Origin of the sequence: Christiangramia sediminicola (assembly GCF_031344135.1) — a bacterium.
Classification (GTDB): domain Bacteria; phylum Bacteroidota; class Bacteroidia; order Flavobacteriales; family Flavobacteriaceae; genus Christiangramia; species Christiangramia sediminicola.
The window spans coordinates 495,298-511,089 of the sequence record NZ_JAVJIU010000004.1 but is presented as its reverse complement, the minus strand read 5'-3'; the positions used below and the strand labels follow the sequence as shown (position 1 = coordinate 511,089).

Here is a 15,792-nt window from a genome sequence, read left to right as displayed (position 1 = left end):
CCTTAAAGTTTTTTTTGAATTTATATTACAGGTCGTTAAACCCTAGATCTACTTCTAATTTTGAAGCGATAAGCTTGTTGATCCTTTTCTTAACTTCAGGGATCTTAACGCTTTCAAGTACATTGTTAGCGAATGCATACATCATCAATCCTCTTGCTTCCTTTCTAGGTATTCCTCTTGATTGAAGGTAAAACAAGGCATCTTCGTCTAACTGACCAATAGTACAACCATGACTACAAGCCACATCATCTGCAAAGATCTCTAATTGAGGTTTTGAGTTGATCGTCGCCTTATCATCAGCTAAAATATTGTTGTTAGACTGATAAGCATTCGTTTTCTGAGCTTCTTTTTCAACCAGAACTTTTCCATTAAAAACGCCGGTTGAACTATCTCCAAAAATACCTTTGTAATCCTGGTGACTTTCACAATTTGGTTGAATATGATGCACAAGCGTATTGTGATCTACGTGCTGCCTATCTTCAATGATCGTAATGCCTTTCATAGTAGAATCTATGCGCTCACCATTCTGATAGAAGTTCAGGTTATTACGCGTAAGCTTACCACCAAATGAGAAAGTATGTATAGATACATTACTTTCATCCTTCTGATCTATAAATGTATTATCGATTAGAGATGCCGAAGACTTATCGTTCTGGATCTTATAATAATCAACCATCGCTCTTCTGTCTGCATAGATCTCGGTTACCGAGTTGGTTAGCACCGGATGATCTGTCAAACTCTGATGTCTTTCAATGATCTGAACATGAGAATTCTCTTCAGCAACGATCAAATTTCTAGGCTGAAGCAATAAAGATGATTCATTGCCTGTAGCGAAATTGATGATCTGGATAGGCTTATCTGCCTGTTTGTTCTTATGAATGTGAATAAAAGCACCTTCTCTCGCAAATGCTGTATTCAATGAATTTAGCCCTGATTTTGGAGCTACTTTATTAAAGTAGTTATCAATCACAGGTCTGTACTTAGCCTTGTTCAGCGCAGACGACATCAAACAAACATCAATCTTCTCATGAGTTGTTTGCGAAAGGTGCGAAGAATAGATCCCATCAATAAAAACAAGATCATAGGTATCGATATCATGAATAAGATATTTCTTGATATCCCTGTATTCTATAGCATCCTCTTTCTTTGGGAATACACTGTAATCATGTTTTAAAACAGATCTCAGTGAAGTATATTTCCAGTTCTCATCTTTCTTATCTGGAAAACCAAGGCTTTCAAAATTCTTGATAGCCTCACTTCTAATGGCGTCCATTCCATTATCAGGCTCCAGACCTTCTTCGAAGGCCAAAAATGATGAGATAAGTTTATCTTTTAATTCCATTACTTTCAAATTTCATATTAAACAATCTAAATTCAGAAAACTGAATATTAAACTGTTTTTTCCGGCTTAACCCAGTCGTAACCTCTTTCTTCAAGTTCGTGCGCAAGTTCTTTGCCTCCTGACTTCACGATCTTTCCATCTACCATTACATGAACTACATCTGGCACGATATAATCTAATAGTCTCTGGTAGTGAGTAATAAGCAAAACAGCATTATCTTCATTCTTCAGCTTATTTACTCCATTTGCTACAACTTTCAATGCATCGATATCAAGACCAGAATCGGTCTCATCTAGAATTGATAGTTTTGGGTTTAGAACTGCCATCTGGAAGATCTCGTTACGTTTTTTCTCACCTCCAGAGAATCCTTGGTTTAGAGAACGAGATAAAAATTTACGATCTATTTCCAGCATTGCAGATTTCTCACGGATCATTTTCAGCATTTCATTAGCTGGCATATCTTCTTTACCATGAGCTTTACGCTGGGCGTTGATAGCCGTTTTAATGAAATTAGTTACTGAAACTCCCGGAATTTCCACTGGATATTGAAAAGATAGGAAGATCCCTTTGTGAGCTCTTTCTTCAGGATCCATTTCCTGAAGATCTGCACCTTCAAAGATCATTTCTCCATCGGTCATCTCGTATTCTTCTCTTCCGGCGATTACCGAAGAAAGAGTACTTTTTCCAGATCCGTTTGGTCCCATGATCGCATGAACTTCTCCCGGCTTGATCTCAAGATTAATACCTTTCAGGATTTCTTTATCTTCTATGCTGGCGTGTAAATTCTTTATTTTAAGCATGTCTATCTATTCTGAATCTGCCAATGCAGATATTTAATTTTTCTTTTATTCTTTTATTGTGTCTGAAACTTTTTCCATTTCGGGAACTTCAACGATCTGAAGGATTTCAATAACCTCTTCCCATCCTTCCTGCTCCGGATTAGGAACTATTTTCGCTTTTACCGTTACCGGGATCATCTGAAAATCATCCTTTTTTAATGGCGCGATCTTATCAGAAAGAACCTGACTCATAGAATCTAAAGTAACTCCATAAACAAAATTCTCCCCTCTAATTACCGCAGCATCTGCCGTATAAATGAATTCACCTTCAAGAACCTGAATACTATCCGGAACTTTTTCAACTTCCGGGCCATTCATAAGTTCCTTACGCTCTTCATCCTGACAGGAAAAAAGAATCAAACTTAATATCAGTAATCCAAATAACTTCTTCATAACAGTTTCTAGCGCTGTTAATTATCCAACTGAACCTTCTAAAGAGATCTCCAGTAATTTCTGAGCCTCTACAGCGAATTCCATTGGCAGCTTGTTCAACACTTCTTTGCTGAATCCGTTCACGATCAATGCGATCGCTTTTTCAGTATCAATTCCTCTCTGGTTACAATAGAAAATCTGGTCTTCCCCGATCTTACTGGTTGTAGCCTCATGTTCTACCTGAGCTGATTTATTTTTCACCTCGATATAAGGGAAAGTATGCGCTCCACACTTGTTCCCCATTAGAAGAGAATCACACTGTGAAAAGTTTCTTGCATTATCTGCTCTACCATTTATCTGAACAAGTCCACGGTATGAGTTCTGAGATTTCCCTGCAGAGATACCTTTTGAAATGATCGTACTCTTGGTATTCTTTCCTAAGTGGATCATTTTTGTACCTGTATCTGCCTGCTGGTAATTGTTAGTTACCGCAATAGAGTAAAATTCTCCTACTGAATTATCTCCTTTCAAAATACAGCTAGGATACTTCCATGTAACCGCAGATCCAGTTTCAACTTGAGTCCAGGAAATTTTCGCCCCTTTTTCACAAAGTCCTCTTTTGGTTACGAAGTTGAAAACTCCTCCTTTACCTTCTTTGTTTCCAGGATACCAGTTTTGAACGGTACTATATTTTATTTCAGCATCATCTAAAGCGATAAGTTCAACCACCGCTGCATGAAGCTGATTTTCATCTCTTGTTGGAGCAGTACAACCTTCAAGGTAACTTACATAACTACTTTCATCAGCAACTACGAGAGTTCTTTCGAACTGTCCCGTTCCCGCCTGATTAATTCTGAAATAAGTAGAAAGCTCCATTGGGCAACGAACACCTTTTGGAATGTAACAGAATGAACCATCACTAAATACTGCTGAATTCAGAGCTGCATAGAAATTATCTTTCTTCGGAACCACAGTTCCAAGATATTTCTTTACCAGTTCCGGATGTTCTTTGATAGCTTCAGAAATTGAACAGAAAATAATACCTTTTTCAGCCAATGTCTTTTTAAAAGTAGTGGTTACAGAAACTGAATCCATTACCACATCTACCGCAACACCGGCAAGCTTCTTCTGCTCATCTAACGAAATACCAAGCTTTTTGAAAGTATCCAGTAATTCTGGGTCAACCTCATCCAGACTATCGTATTTCGGTTTTTTATTTGGTGCCGAATAATAAGAGATATTCTGAAAATCAGGTTTTGGGTAATTTACGTTCGCCCAATCTGGCTCTTCCATTTTCTCCCATTCACGAAAGGCTTCTAATCGCCATTCAGTCATCCATTCTGGTTCTTCCTTCTTCTTAGAAATTGCCCGCACGATATCCTCGTTCAAGCCCACAGGAAAAGTATCAGATTCTATATCGGTATAAAATCCGTACTCATACTCTTTGGTTTCGAGCTCTTTCTTTAAATCGTCTTCAGTATATGCCATTCTTTCTAATTCTAATTTTTAATCACATCAATTGATTGATGGGTATATCTTACAGTGAAAAACTTTCACCGCATCCGCATGTTCTCTGTGCGTTTGGATTATTAAATACAAAACCCTTTCCGTTAAGACCTCCTGAATATTCCAGAATGGTCCCAGCCAGATAAAGAACACTGCGCTTATCCACAACGATTTTTACGTCGTTGTCTTCAAAGACTTTATCGCCTTCGGCCTGGCTCTTATCGAAATTCAATTCGTAAGATAAACCAGAACAACCTCCGCTCTTCACTCCCACTCGCACATAGTCGGCTTCAGGATTGAAACCATCCTCAGTCATCAGGGCGGAAATTTTCTTTTTAGCCTCTTCGCTAACTTTAATCATAAGCTATAAAGATTAATTCTAAATTGGGCACAAATATACTACAAAGCATACGTTTTACCATAGACTAAGCATATGTTTTAAGAATTGAATTATAGAGCCCGTCAATTAGAAATTAATGCGGAAATTCCGCAGTTTCAAGCAGGTTCTAACAAGCCTTAAAGCTTTTGCCTCTTTCTTCTTCATTGAATTTTATAATCGTACTTTTGCATTTTAAAATTCAATTGCATGTTTGAGAATAGTCAGGAAAGCAAGACAAACCTTTCACAATTAGGAGAATTTGGATTAATAGACCACCTAACAAAGAATTTCAGCCCGAAGCTGGAATCAACCATTAAGGCGATAGGCGATGATGCCGCGGTGCTCAATTTTGAGAACAAGCAAACTATTATTAGCACAGATCTTCTGGTTGAGGGAGTACATTTTGACCTTGCTTATATGCCTTTAAAACACTTGGGATATAAAGCTGTAATGGTAAATCTTTCCGACGTTTATGCAATGAATGCAAAAGCAACTCAGATCACCGTTTCTATTGCAGTCTCGAACAGATTTCCTGTAGAAGCCCTGGAAGAACTTTATGCAGGAATTCAACTGGCATCAAAAATTTACAATATTGACGTTATTGGTGGTGACACCACTTCTTCAACTTCCGGATTAATGATAAGCGTTACCGCGCTTGGAATTGCTGAGAAAGAAGATGTCGTATACAGAAATGGAGCAAAAGCAAATGATCTTCTGGTTGTAACGGGCGACCTTGGCGCAGCTTATATGGGTCTTCAGGTGCTTGAACGTGAAAAAGAGGTTTTCAAGGCAAATCCAAACTCACAGCCAGACCTCGATCAATATACTTATTTGATCGAAAGACAATTGAAGCCGGAAGCAAGAAAAGACATTCCACCACTTCTAAAAGATCTGGATGTTCTTCCAACTTCTATGATAGACATAAGTGACGGACTTTCTTCTGAAGTGATACACCTTTGCAAAAATTCAAAATTAGGCGCCAATATTTTTGAAGAAAAGATTCCACTGGATCCTGCGGTAATTTCAGTTTGTGAAGAATTTGAAATTGACAGCACCATGATCGCACTAAGCGGCGGTGAAGATTATGAACTTTTATTCACGATATCACAGGATGATTACGACAAAATAAAAGGAAATCCGCATCTAACGGTTATTGGCCATATGACAGAGGAAAATGAAGGTATGCATCTTGTTACCAGAGCCAATCAAAAATTACCTTTGATCGCCAGGGGTTGGAATTCGATGGAAGATAAAGAGGATTAAAAAAGTTTAGATTTTTAAGGAATAAATTTACTTCCATAATACCGCGCTTCCTTCTCATAGAATCCACTAGCATCCCTGTTAGGATTGGCTATATAGCTAATAATGGAATTCAGAAGTAAATTATAATCGGTATAGAAGATCTTATGATAAATTTCTATGGCTGGAATTTTCTTTGCTATTTTATGCTTATACTTTTTCTCGAAATCAAATAGAAATCCATTAACCCCAGAAAGTTGCTCATATTGATAAGTGTGAATAATTTCGTGAGGTAATGCTATGTTTCCTTCAATCCTTTCTAATAAACGAATACTATTACCAAAAGCAGCACCTCGATATTGGCTATTCTCCATTATAATTTTGGAACGAAATACAAAAGTTCCCACTTTCATGCTTGTGTTCCAATCCAGCCGGGAATTCACTGAGTGATATACTGTAGCAGCAAGGTCAAACGGCATTATTCTATAACTGATTTTGAAGTTATCTTTAGTGTTCACTTCAATTCTATTAAAGCCAATATTCAAATGCCATCGCGCCCAGAAGTCGCGATTCGCTGCGGCATTTTCAATAATCGAAGTTCCAGCAGAATTTACAATTTTAGAAGGCCATACGTAGTTATAATCACCAGATTTAGCAAACTCACGCACCAGTCTTTTACTCTCAAATACCAAGTAACCGCCAAGTGCACCCTGACCCATGCCCCTTAGCAAAGTTTTTCCAAACTTTTCACCAGGTTCTTTATTGATCACGGCGCCTACTCCTCCAAGAATACTACCGACACCAACATTATAAATACCAGCTTCTAAATCATTATTCTGAGACCTAGCTTCAGTATTTAATGAAATAAATAGAAAAATACAGATTGTTAATCTTAAGGAATTCCCAGCGATAATCGATGATTTTCAGCAATTATACTGAAAAATTAAGACATAGTTAATATATTGGCGAAAACCCAAAGATGTGAAAAATTTATTATTTGGAATTTTAGCATGTTTATGTCTAATTTCTTGTAGCAAAGAAAACTTATATGAATTTAAAGATCTAACAGATACAGAAGATTATATATACATGGTAAGTTTTTATGCCGCAGACAGCACGAAGGGCATGAGTTTTACTGTTAAAGCAGAAGAGACCAACGGATATAATGAAGTTACCTCTTATCCTTATTCAATAGGAACTGCCGGTAATGAAAAAATTCATAGCCAAGAATTTGCCGTTAAAGGCTACAAAAAGAATGGCGTTCAGATAATTCCCGAAAGTAATATTAAGGGATATATGGTAAACTTATATGAAATTGGAGACGCTAACATCTATAATGGGTTAATATTTCAGCATGTCTCTGAAAATTCAGAACCTGTATTTGTAGGTTATAATTTTGAAACCGATGAAAGAGTCATCGAAAACAGAGAAAATTAAGAAGCTTTTGCAAGAAATATTCTCTTGCGTCTTTTGTGGATCTTTGCAAGGTACTCATTGGTCTCCTTGAATTTTGGGGTAAGTCGAGCTAGTAATCCGTCCGCAGTATCTGTCATTTCCATTCCACAATTTTTACATTCATACTCGTGAACGTGATTGGTAATGTTTTTAGACACTCTTAATTTATGACCGAAAATACTGCAACGAACCTTTGCAAATGAAAATAAAGTAGGGTGCGATTTTTTCATGATAAGGTTAAATTTCTGGTTTCTAGTTTTCTAAATTATAAAAAAAAGTTAATGTTCCGACAAAAAGCGTTAATTAATCGATGAAAAGCATGATTGTTCTTAAATTGTTCATATCTTCCATATAGGAATTATGCCCTCGTTCCAGCATGTGAAATTCACAATCACATTCTTCTGAAACCTTTGCTATTTCATTGATTACCAATATTGGATCCTGTTTTCCAGCTACGATTATCTTCTGTTTTTGAAAGCTTTTCAAGACATCTCTATAATTTGTACGAATTTTCATACCTTTTAATGCTGCCTGGACATTTTCACCTTTCATTTTAATTGCCCGGCTCTTTAATTTTTCAATCTCCTCAGAAAATTTAATCTTACTTTCTTCCGGAAAGAGATTTGAAATAGCCATACTTATATAAGCATCTTTATTTTTCCCGACCAATTTAACAGATCTTTCACGTATTTGGCGTTTTTCCACAGTGTCCTCATCTGGTGTTGAATTAATCAACATTACGCTCTTTAATACAATAGGAAAATTTTTCAGGAATTCCAAACTTACATAACCTCCCATACTGTGTCCGGCAATACTAATCACTTGAATTTCAAGCTTATTTAGCACTTCGTGAACCACTTCAGCCATGAGTTCCATACTATGTATTTTGGCAACTCCATCAGACTTCCCATGTCCGGGTAAATCGATGCAAATAACCGGCCGTTCTTTTTGCAGTTCTTTAACAATTGGTGACCAGATGCTGGAATCTTCCAGAAAACCATGCAATAGTACCAATGGCACTTTTTCACCATTACCCGTTACAGAATAATGAATTTTTGCTCCTTTATATATAATTGTACTCATACTATAAACTAAAAAACCGCGAACTCAAGAATAATAATTCCAGAATTCGCGGCAAATTTTAAACTTTAAATAATCCTTAAGGATCTTAGTTTTTAAGAATTCATGATATCTTCTATCTCTTCAATTTCAATAGGAATATTTCTCATCAGGTTGAATGGCTCGCCTTTCTCCTGGATCACTACATCATCTTCCAATCTAATTCCGAATCCTTCATCTGGAAGATAGATTCCAGGCTCTACAGTAAACACCTGATTTGCCTGCATAGGTTCGGTTAGAATTCCATAATCATGGGTGTCAAGACCAATATGGTGAGAAGTCCCATGCATGAAATACTTTTTGTAAGCTGGCCAGTCTGGATCTTCATTCTGAACATCTGCTTTATCTAAAAGACCAAGATCAAGTAATTCTGAAGTCATCATTTTTCCAACTTCCACATGGTATTCTTTCCACATAGTCCCAGGAACAAGCATTTTCGTAGCTTCCTTTTTCACCTTATTAACGGCATTATAAACCTGCTTCTGCCTGCCGTTATATCTACCCGAAACCGGTATCGTTCTACTCAGGTCACTAGAGTAATTAGCATATTCAGCTCCAGTATCCAAAAGAATAAGATCTCCATCTTTACACTGATGCCTGTTTTCTACATAATGCAAAACATTTGCATTGTTACCGCTGGCAATAATTGGTGTATAAGCGAAACCTTTAGAACGGTTTCTAATCATCTCGTGATAATATTCTGCTTCAATCTCATATTCCCAAACACCCGGCTTCACGAATTTCAAAGTTCTTCTGAAAGCCTTTTCGGTGATATCACAGGCTTTCTGCATTAGATCTAATTCAATAGGATCTTTTACTGAACGCAATCTCTGTAAAATTGGATTCGCTTTTGCCACCTGGTGAGCTGGGTATTTATCTTTACACCACTTAATAAAGCGATCATCTCTAGTTTCAGTTTGATGATTTGCTCTATAATGCTCATTTGTGTTCAGGTAAACCGTTTCACACTGCGTCATCACTTCAAAAAAGACCTTTTGAAAATCTTTCATCCAGTAAACGGTCTTAACACCGCTAACCTCAAATGCGTCTTCTTTGGTAAGTTTTGCTCCTTCCCAAACTGCGATATGCTCATTTGTTTCAGTTAGAAAAAGGATCTCACGATGCTTTTCTTCAGGTGCATCTGGAAACAAAACCAAAATACTTTCATCCTGATCTACTCCACTCAGATAAAAAATATCTCTGTTTTGCTGAAATGGCATCGTGCTGTCTGCACCAATCGGGTATATATCATTAGAATTAAAAACCGCTAAACTTTTCGGCTTCATCTTCTCCATGAAGTTTTTGCGGTTCTTTATAAAAAGTTTCGAATCTATTCTATCGTATTTCATAAATAAATCTTTTCAATTTTTTCAAAATTAAAAGGAAATAAACGCAAAAGCTATAAAAGCCTTTTAAAATTTCAGGTGAAGCCGGGTTTTGCTAAATTAGACTATAGATTCCTTCTTTAATTTTCATTAATGCAAGTAGATCGTTATAAATCATTTGAAACTGAAAGGCTTATTATAAGACCAACATCTCTTGAAGATGGTGAATTCATTTATGAGTTGCTTAATTCGCCAAAATGGATTCAATTTATTGGAGACCGAAATATTAGAAGTGTTGAGGATGCCGAAAACTATATTTCTTCCAAAATGCACACCCAGTTAAAAAAGCTGGGTTTTTCAAACAATACGGTAATCAGAAAATCTGATCTAAAAAAGATAGGAACCTGTGGTTTATATGACCGTGAAGGTTTGGATGATGTAGATATAGGTTTCGCGTTCCTGCCGGAATTTGAGAAAAAAGGATATGCTTATGAAGCAGCGAATGAATTGAAGAATGCAGCCAGAGAAGAATTCGGCTTAAAGGAAATTAGCGCGATCACGCTAGAAGAAAATAAAGGATCCAGAAATCTTTTGGAAAAACTAGGCTTCGAATTCCAGGAAAAGATCATGATTCCCAATGACCCGAATGAGCTAATGTTCTATCATCTGAAGTTTTAACCTAATTGAGAGTTATTCGTAAAGGCCAAGCCTGTTTTTAAGTCGGATATTATCTCTCTGTAATTGCTTGATCTGCCCAAGTAAATGGTTGATCGCTTCCAGACCTTCCAGATTAATATCCAACTCATGATGTAATCGCATCATTTTTTCAAGTTCTGCCAGATGATCACAATGAACGTATTCGGTTTCTTCGATACGCACGATCTCAATAATGCCACTTTCATTTAGCGAGCTTACAAACTTTCGTTCCACTTTATAGCGAATACAAATCTCTTCTGCAGGAATTAGATCTTCATTTCTCATAATCCTGTTTTTTTAAGTTCCTGAAATAACTCTTTTTGCTTTTCAGATAAATTCTCCGGAATTTTCACTTTGTAAGTGATAAAGAGATCCCCAAATTGATCTGCTTTTTTATACTTAGGAAATCCTTTCCCTTTTAATTTCACTTTGGAATCATTCTGAGTTCCGGGTTTCACCTTCAGTTTAACTTTCCCATTAAAAGTATTCACCTCGATCTCCCCTCCAAGTGCTGCAGTAGTTAAACTAATTTCCTTGTCTGCATATAGGTTTTCCTTTTCACGTTTGAAGGAAGTATCATTAATAATATTGAAAGTAATGAATAGATCACCTTTAGGACCACCCTGAACACCCGGCCCACCATGACCCTTGATCTTGATCGTCTGCCCGTTCTCTACGCCAGCCGGAATGGTTAAGCGTATATTTTTACCATTTACGGTAAGTGTTTGCTTCTGACTTTGATAAATATCACTTAAACGTAGCTGAAGTTCGGCGTTAAAATCCTGTCCTTTAAAATGCCTTCCACGGTGGGCGCCTTCTGCCCTTGCCCTGCCTCCGAACATCTGCTCAAAGAAATCTGAAAAGGTGTCATCGTCAAAATTACCGGAATAAGAATGTGACTGACCGCCACCAAAGCCTGCTCCAAATCCGCCTGAAGATGCCTGTTGTTTTCTGGCCTCCTCAAATTGATCGGCATGTTTCCAGTCCTTACCGTATTCGTCGTATTTTTTACGCTTTTCAGGATCGCTTAAAACTTCATGAGCTTCATTGATCTGCTGAAATTTAGCCTGCGCATCCTTATCATTTGGATTGAGATCTGGATGATATTTCCTAGCCAGCTTTCGATAAGCTTTTTTGATATCGGCCTGAGACGCCGACTTATCAAGTTCCAGTAATTTGTAATAATCTATAAAATCCATTTAAACAATCTGTTTCTAAGCCTTAAAAACACCAGAGTCTACTTCTTTCTTTTTAAGCTGACTTTCAATTAAGCCAATCTGACCAATATGATAGATATCATGCTGAATAATCCCGTTAAGAAGATACCCGAAATGATAATCTTTTCCGCTCACCTTTTCTTCCAGGTAAGAATCATCTTTTTTTTCATTCAACAACTCATATATCTTACTTTGAGCAGCAACAAGCCTGCGCTTTAAATCTTCCCATTCTTCCTGGGAATGAACCTCGATCTTTGGCCAATCATCAGGAGAATCTATTTTAATATTATACGCATCGTTCCCCTTCAGTTTTTCAACCGCGTATAGCTTCCACGAGATCAAATGTCCAACGATCTGGGCCACGCTATGAGATTCTGGAATACAGGTTTTATATCCAATCACATAAGGAACGTTCTCCAATTTGCGCATTACGGAATCTCCATACCATGGTTCTCCTTCGAAGATCTCAGACAGAGACCGGATAATTTCTTTTGTTCTATTTTTCATTGCAGGGATAGATGAAATTGGAAATTACAAAAATTGCCTTTTCGCCGCAGTTAAGTTTTTGCCAAAACAAAATTTTTGAACGAATGAAAAAACTTTAAGAATCGTTTAATCACCTAATATGCAAGGCTCTCTGACTCAAAGCTTCAACAAATTATAAACTACTTTAAATTAGTTCTAAATAGACCCTAAAAAGGTGTCCAAAGTTTGTTAAAAATTAGCAGGAAGCTTATTTTTGCTCCACTTTATCTAAATAATTCAAAACATTTATGGCGAAATCTGCGCTTTTAAAGTCATCATTGGCGAAAAAATACTGGATGGCTTTCACAGGCCTTTTTCTGTGCCTGTTTTTAGTAGGTCACCTTCTCGGAAATTTACAATTATTACAGCCTGTTAGTGAAGCGGCTAAAGATCAGTTTAATGAATATGCATTATTCATGACTACTAATCCAGCCGTTAAGGTATTATCTTATCTTACTTACTTAAGTATCATCTTCCATGCAATTGACGGTTTAATGCTAACCATTCGTAATCGCAAGGCACGACCTCAGGGCTACGTAAGTTTTAAACCTTCAACAAATTCTATGTGGTCTTCAAGAAACATGGGTATTCTTGGAACCATCATTCTAGCCTTTATCATTGTTCATATGAGCATGTTCTGGGCCGAAATGAAATTTGGAGGATTAGACGACACTTTCTACACAACAGCTAATGGGGAAAAGGTAAAAGACCTCTATACATTAACCATTAAAACCTTTCAGGATGCGCAATACGGCTTGATCTGGGCAATAGCTTACGGATTGTCGATGGTTGCCATTGCATTTCACCTGTCTCACGGTTTTTCAAGCGGATTTCAGTCACTTGGTGTTAATCATCCAAAATACAACGGGTTTATCAAAAAGTTAGGATTAGCCTTTGCGGTCTTAGTACCATTGGCATTCGCTGTGATACCTTTTTATATTCACTTTGTACTAGAAAAAATTTAAGCTATGGGAATATTTGAATCTAATGCACCTAAAGGCCCATTGGCAGAAAAGTGGACCAAACATAAAAACTCTATAGACCTTGTTAACCCTGCAAACAAACGTAACATTGATGTTATCGTGGTAGGAACAGGACTTGCTGGTGGTAGTGCCGCTGCAACCCTTGCTGAACTTGGCTATAACGTAAAAACATTTTGCTACCAGGATTCTCCACGTAGAGCTCACTCGATTGCAGCCCAGGGAGGAATTAACGCAGCAAAGAACTACCAGGGAGACGGTGATTCTATTTATCGTCTTTTTTATGATACTGTAAAAGGTGGTGATTATCGTTCTAGAGAATCCAACGTCTACAGGCTTGCTGAAGTTTCTGGTAATATTATTGACCAGTGCGTTGCTCAGGGAGTTCCTTTTGCTCGTGAATATGGTGGTCTTCTGGACAACCGTTCCTTCGGTGGAGTTCTTGTATCAAGAACATTCTACGCTAAAGGGCAAACAGGACAGCAGTTATTGCTTGGAGCTTATTCAGCAATGAACCGCCAGATAAACCGTGGTAAGATCAAATCTTACAACAGGCATGAAATGCTTGATATTGTTAAGGTTGACGGAAAGGCTCGTGGAATTATTGCGAGAAACCTGGTAACCGGAGAATTAGAAAGACATTCAGCTCACGCGGTCGTTGTAGCTTCAGGAGGATACGGAAACGTATTTTTCCTATCAACCAACGCCATGGGAAGTAACGTAACTGCCAGCTGGAAAATTCATAAAAAGGGAGCATATTTTGCAAACCCTTGCTTCACTCAAATTCACCCGACATGTATTCCTGTTTCTGGAGATCACCAGTCTAAACTGACGTTGATGTCTGAATCCTTACGTAATGATGGTAGAATATGGGTTCCGAAGAAAAAAGAAGATGCTGAAGCGATTAGAGCCGGAAAGAAAAAACCGACCGAGCTTTCAGAAGAAGAAAGAGATTACTACTTAGAAAGAAGATATCCAGCATTTGGTAACCTTGTACCTCGTGATGTTGCTTCCAGAGCAGCAAAAGAGCGTTGTGATGCCGGATTTGGTGTAAATAAAACTGGAGAAGCAGTTTATCTTGACTTTAGTTCAGCGATCATGAGATATGGTAAAGAAGCTGCGACTACCAAAAAGATAAGCAATCCTTCAGATACTAAAATTAAGGAGCTTGGAAAAGAAGTTGTAGAAGCCAAATATGGTAACCTTTTCCAGATGTATGAAAAGATTGTAGACCAGAATCCATATGAAACTCCAATGATGATCTATCCTGCGGTACACTATACCATGGGAGGTGTTTGGGTTGATTATAACCTGCAAACAACTATTCCTGGATGTTACGCGATCGGAGAAGCGAATTTCTCAGACCACGGAGCAAACAGGCTTGGAGCTTCTGCTCTAATGCAAGGACTTGCTGATGGATACTTTGTTTTACCTTATACTATAGGAAATTATTTATCTAACGATATTAGAACCGGAGCAATCCCTACAGATTCTCCAGAATTTGATGCAGCCGAAACTGAAGTTCGTGAAAGACTTGAGAAGCTGATCAATACTAAGGGAACTAAATCTGTAGACCACTTCCATAAAATCTTAGGAAAGATTATGTGGAACAAGGTGGGAATGGCAAGAAACGCTGAGGGTCTTCAGGAAGCGATCACAGAGATCAAAGAACTTCGTGAAGAATTTTGGAAGGATGTTAGAGTTCCAGGAGGAGCAATGGAAATGAACGCAGAGCTTGAAAAAGCTGGTCGTGTGGCAGATTTCCTAGAACTAGGTGAATTGTTCGCTAAAGATGCACTACATAGAAACGAATCTTGCGGTGGTCACTTTAGAGAAGAATACCAGACTGAAGAAGGGGAAGCCCTTCGTGATGACGAGAACTTTATGTATGTAGCAGCGTGGGAATACACAGGTAATCCGGCAGATGCTATTCTTCATAAAGAAGATTTAGATTACGAAAATATCCAAGTGAAAACAAGGAGCTATAAATAGATTTGAGATATGAGATTCTTTATATCAGATCTCATTTCTAAATACTCAATACTTAAAGTATGAACCTTACACTAAAAATATGGCGTCAGAAAAACGCCGATACAAAAGGAAAAATGGTAACCTATCAGGTTTCAGACATTTCTACTGATATGTCTTTTCTTGAAATGATGGATGTTCTTAACGAACAGCTTATCGAAAAAGGAGATGAACCTGTAGCTTTTGATCACGATTGTCGTGAGGGAATTTGTGGATCCTGTAACTTACAGATCAATGGAGAACCTCATGGTCCAGATCGTGGCGTTACTACCTGCCAGTTACACATGAGAAGATTCAAAGATGGTGATACTATCGTTATTGAACCTTTTAGGGCTAAAGCATTTCCTGTGATCAAGGATCTTGTGGTAGACCGTAGCGCATTTGATAGAATCCAGCAGGCTGGTGGATATATTTCTGTAAACACTTCTGGAAATACTCAGGATGCGAATTCTATTCCTGTTGAAAAGGAAAATGCAGATATGTCTTTCTACGCAGCGACCTGTATTGGTTGCGGAGCTTGTGTTGCAGCATGTAAAAATGCAAGTGCAATGCTATTTACCTCAGCAAAAGTGAGTCAGTTCGCACTTCTTCCGCAAGGTGAAGTTGAAGCAGATCGCAGAGTACTTCAAATGGTTGAACAGATGGACAAAGAAGGTTTTGGTAATTGTACCAACACCGGAGCTTGCGAGATAGAGTGTCCAAAAGGAATTTCATTGGAGAACATCGCAAGAATGAATAGAGAATATTTGAAAGCTAGCGTTAAGTAAGCA

The 15,792-nt window shown here is 37.8% G+C and carries 18 protein-coding genes; 6 read left to right on the top strand and 12 right to left on the bottom strand.

Annotation, left to right across the window (positions count from 1 at the left end):
• Positions 1–25 precede the first annotated feature (25 nt).
• Genes sufD through RE431_RS12810 form a run of 5 tightly spaced genes read right to left on the bottom strand, consistent with a single transcriptional unit; the run spans position 26 to position 4,420 of the window.
• The gene (sufD, locus tag RE431_RS12830) at positions 26–1,342 is read right to left on the bottom strand and encodes a Fe-S cluster assembly protein SufD (protein WP_309562387.1); all 1,317 of its coding nucleotides are present in this window, start codon (positions 1,340–1,342) and stop codon (positions 26–28) included.
• Between the two features lie 47 nt (positions 1,343–1,389).
• Positions 1,390–2,142, bottom strand: a complete 753-nt coding sequence (gene sufC, locus RE431_RS12825; RefSeq protein ID WP_309562386.1) for a Fe-S cluster assembly ATPase SufC — start codon at positions 2,140–2,142, stop codon at positions 1,390–1,392.
• Between the two features lie 45 nt (positions 2,143–2,187).
• Positions 2,188–2,574: a hypothetical protein gene (locus RE431_RS12820; protein ID WP_309562385.1), complete on the bottom strand. Its 387-nt coding sequence runs from the start codon at positions 2,572–2,574 to the stop codon at positions 2,188–2,190.
• 21 nt (positions 2,575–2,595) lie between these two features.
• Positions 2,596–4,041 carry a Fe-S cluster assembly protein SufB gene (gene sufB, locus RE431_RS12815; RefSeq protein WP_309562384.1) on the bottom strand — a complete coding sequence of 482 codons (1,446 nt, stop codon included), beginning with the start codon at positions 4,039–4,041 and terminating at the stop codon, positions 2,596–2,598.
• Between the two features lie 49 nt (positions 4,042–4,090).
• Positions 4,091–4,420 carry a HesB/IscA family protein gene (locus tag RE431_RS12810; RefSeq protein ID WP_309562383.1) on the bottom strand — a complete coding sequence of 110 codons (330 nt, stop codon included), beginning with the start codon at positions 4,418–4,420 and terminating at the stop codon, positions 4,091–4,093.
• A gap of 225 nt (positions 4,421–4,645) precedes the next feature.
• Between RE431_RS12810 and thiL the strand changes: the two genes are divergently transcribed.
• On the top strand, positions 4,646–5,701 hold the full coding sequence (thiL, locus tag RE431_RS12805; protein ID WP_309562382.1) for a thiamine-phosphate kinase: 1,056 nt from the start codon (positions 4,646–4,648) through the stop codon (positions 5,699–5,701).
• A gap of 14 nt (positions 5,702–5,715) precedes the next feature.
• Here the strand turns inward: thiL and RE431_RS12800 are convergent, their stop codons facing one another.
• A complete protein-coding gene (locus RE431_RS12800; RefSeq protein ID WP_309562381.1) occupies positions 5,716–6,396 on the bottom strand; it encodes a hypothetical protein in 681 nt (226 codons plus the stop codon).
• 262 nt (positions 6,397–6,658) lie between these two features.
• Between RE431_RS12800 and RE431_RS12795 the strand changes: the two genes are divergently transcribed.
• A complete protein-coding gene (locus tag RE431_RS12795; RefSeq protein WP_309562380.1) occupies positions 6,659–7,114 on the top strand; it encodes a hypothetical protein in 456 nt (151 codons plus the stop codon).
• Here the strand turns inward: RE431_RS12795 and RE431_RS12790 are convergent.
• The 3 genes from RE431_RS12790 to RE431_RS12780 all read right to left on the bottom strand — a co-directional run bounded on the left by RE431_RS12790 (position 7,111) and on the right by RE431_RS12780 (position 9,600).
• The gene (locus RE431_RS12790; RefSeq protein WP_309562379.1) at positions 7,111–7,362 is read right to left on the bottom strand and encodes a hypothetical protein; all 252 of its coding nucleotides are present in this window, start codon (positions 7,360–7,362) and stop codon (positions 7,111–7,113) included. The two genes, RE431_RS12795 and RE431_RS12790, sit on opposite strands and share 4 nt — an antisense overlap.
• Positions 7,363–7,435: 73 nt before the next feature.
• Entirely contained in the window at positions 7,436–8,215 is a 780-nt protein-coding gene (locus RE431_RS12785) for an alpha/beta fold hydrolase (protein WP_309562378.1), read from the bottom strand.
• A 92-nt stretch (positions 8,216–8,307) separates the two neighbouring features.
• Positions 8,308–9,600: an aminopeptidase P N-terminal domain-containing protein gene (locus RE431_RS12780; RefSeq protein ID WP_309562377.1), complete on the bottom strand. Its 1,293-nt coding sequence runs from the start codon at positions 9,598–9,600 to the stop codon at positions 8,308–8,310.
• A gap of 129 nt (positions 9,601–9,729) precedes the next feature.
• On the opposite strand from RE431_RS12780, the gene RE431_RS12775 reads away from it, so the two are divergent.
• Positions 9,730–10,254: a GNAT family N-acetyltransferase gene (locus RE431_RS12775; RefSeq protein WP_309562376.1), complete on the top strand. Its 525-nt coding sequence runs from the start codon at positions 9,730–9,732 to the stop codon at positions 10,252–10,254.
• Positions 10,255–10,266: 12 nt separating this feature from the next.
• On the opposite strand, the gene RE431_RS12770 is transcribed toward RE431_RS12775, so the two are convergent.
• The 3 genes from RE431_RS12770 to RE431_RS12760 are packed head-to-tail and all read right to left on the bottom strand — an operon-like array spanning position 10,267 to position 11,996.
• On the bottom strand, positions 10,267–10,557 hold the full coding sequence (locus RE431_RS12770) for a chaperone modulator CbpM (protein ID WP_309562375.1): 291 nt from the start codon (positions 10,555–10,557) through the stop codon (positions 10,267–10,269).
• The gene (locus RE431_RS12765; RefSeq protein WP_309562374.1) at positions 10,554–11,471 is read right to left on the bottom strand and encodes a DnaJ C-terminal domain-containing protein; all 918 of its coding nucleotides are present in this window, start codon (positions 11,469–11,471) and stop codon (positions 10,554–10,556) included. The genes RE431_RS12770 and RE431_RS12765 overlap by 4 nt, the downstream gene beginning before the upstream one ends.
• Before the next feature lie 15 nt (positions 11,472–11,486).
• On the bottom strand, positions 11,487–11,996 hold the full coding sequence (locus tag RE431_RS12760; protein ID WP_309562373.1) for a DinB family protein: 510 nt from the start codon (positions 11,994–11,996) through the stop codon (positions 11,487–11,489).
• Positions 11,997–12,262: 266 nt separating this feature from the next.
• Here RE431_RS12760 and RE431_RS12755 point away from each other — a divergent pair, with 266 nt between their 5' ends.
• Genes RE431_RS12755 through RE431_RS12745 form a run of 3 tightly spaced genes read left to right on the top strand, consistent with a single transcriptional unit; the run spans position 12,263 to position 15,789 of the window.
• Positions 12,263–12,979, top strand: a complete 717-nt coding sequence (locus tag RE431_RS12755) for a succinate dehydrogenase cytochrome b subunit (RefSeq protein ID WP_309562372.1) — start codon at positions 12,263–12,265, stop codon at positions 12,977–12,979.
• Between the two features lie 3 nt (positions 12,980–12,982).
• Positions 12,983–14,986 (top strand): fumarate reductase/succinate dehydrogenase flavoprotein subunit, encoded by a 2,004-nt coding sequence (locus tag RE431_RS12750; protein ID WP_309562371.1) that lies wholly within the window; start codon positions 12,983–12,985, stop codon positions 14,984–14,986.
• Positions 14,987–15,045: 59 nt separating this feature from the next.
• Positions 15,046–15,789: a succinate dehydrogenase/fumarate reductase iron-sulfur subunit gene (locus tag RE431_RS12745; RefSeq protein ID WP_309562370.1), complete on the top strand. Its 744-nt coding sequence runs from the start codon at positions 15,046–15,048 to the stop codon at positions 15,787–15,789.
• Positions 15,790–15,792 lie beyond the last annotated feature (3 nt).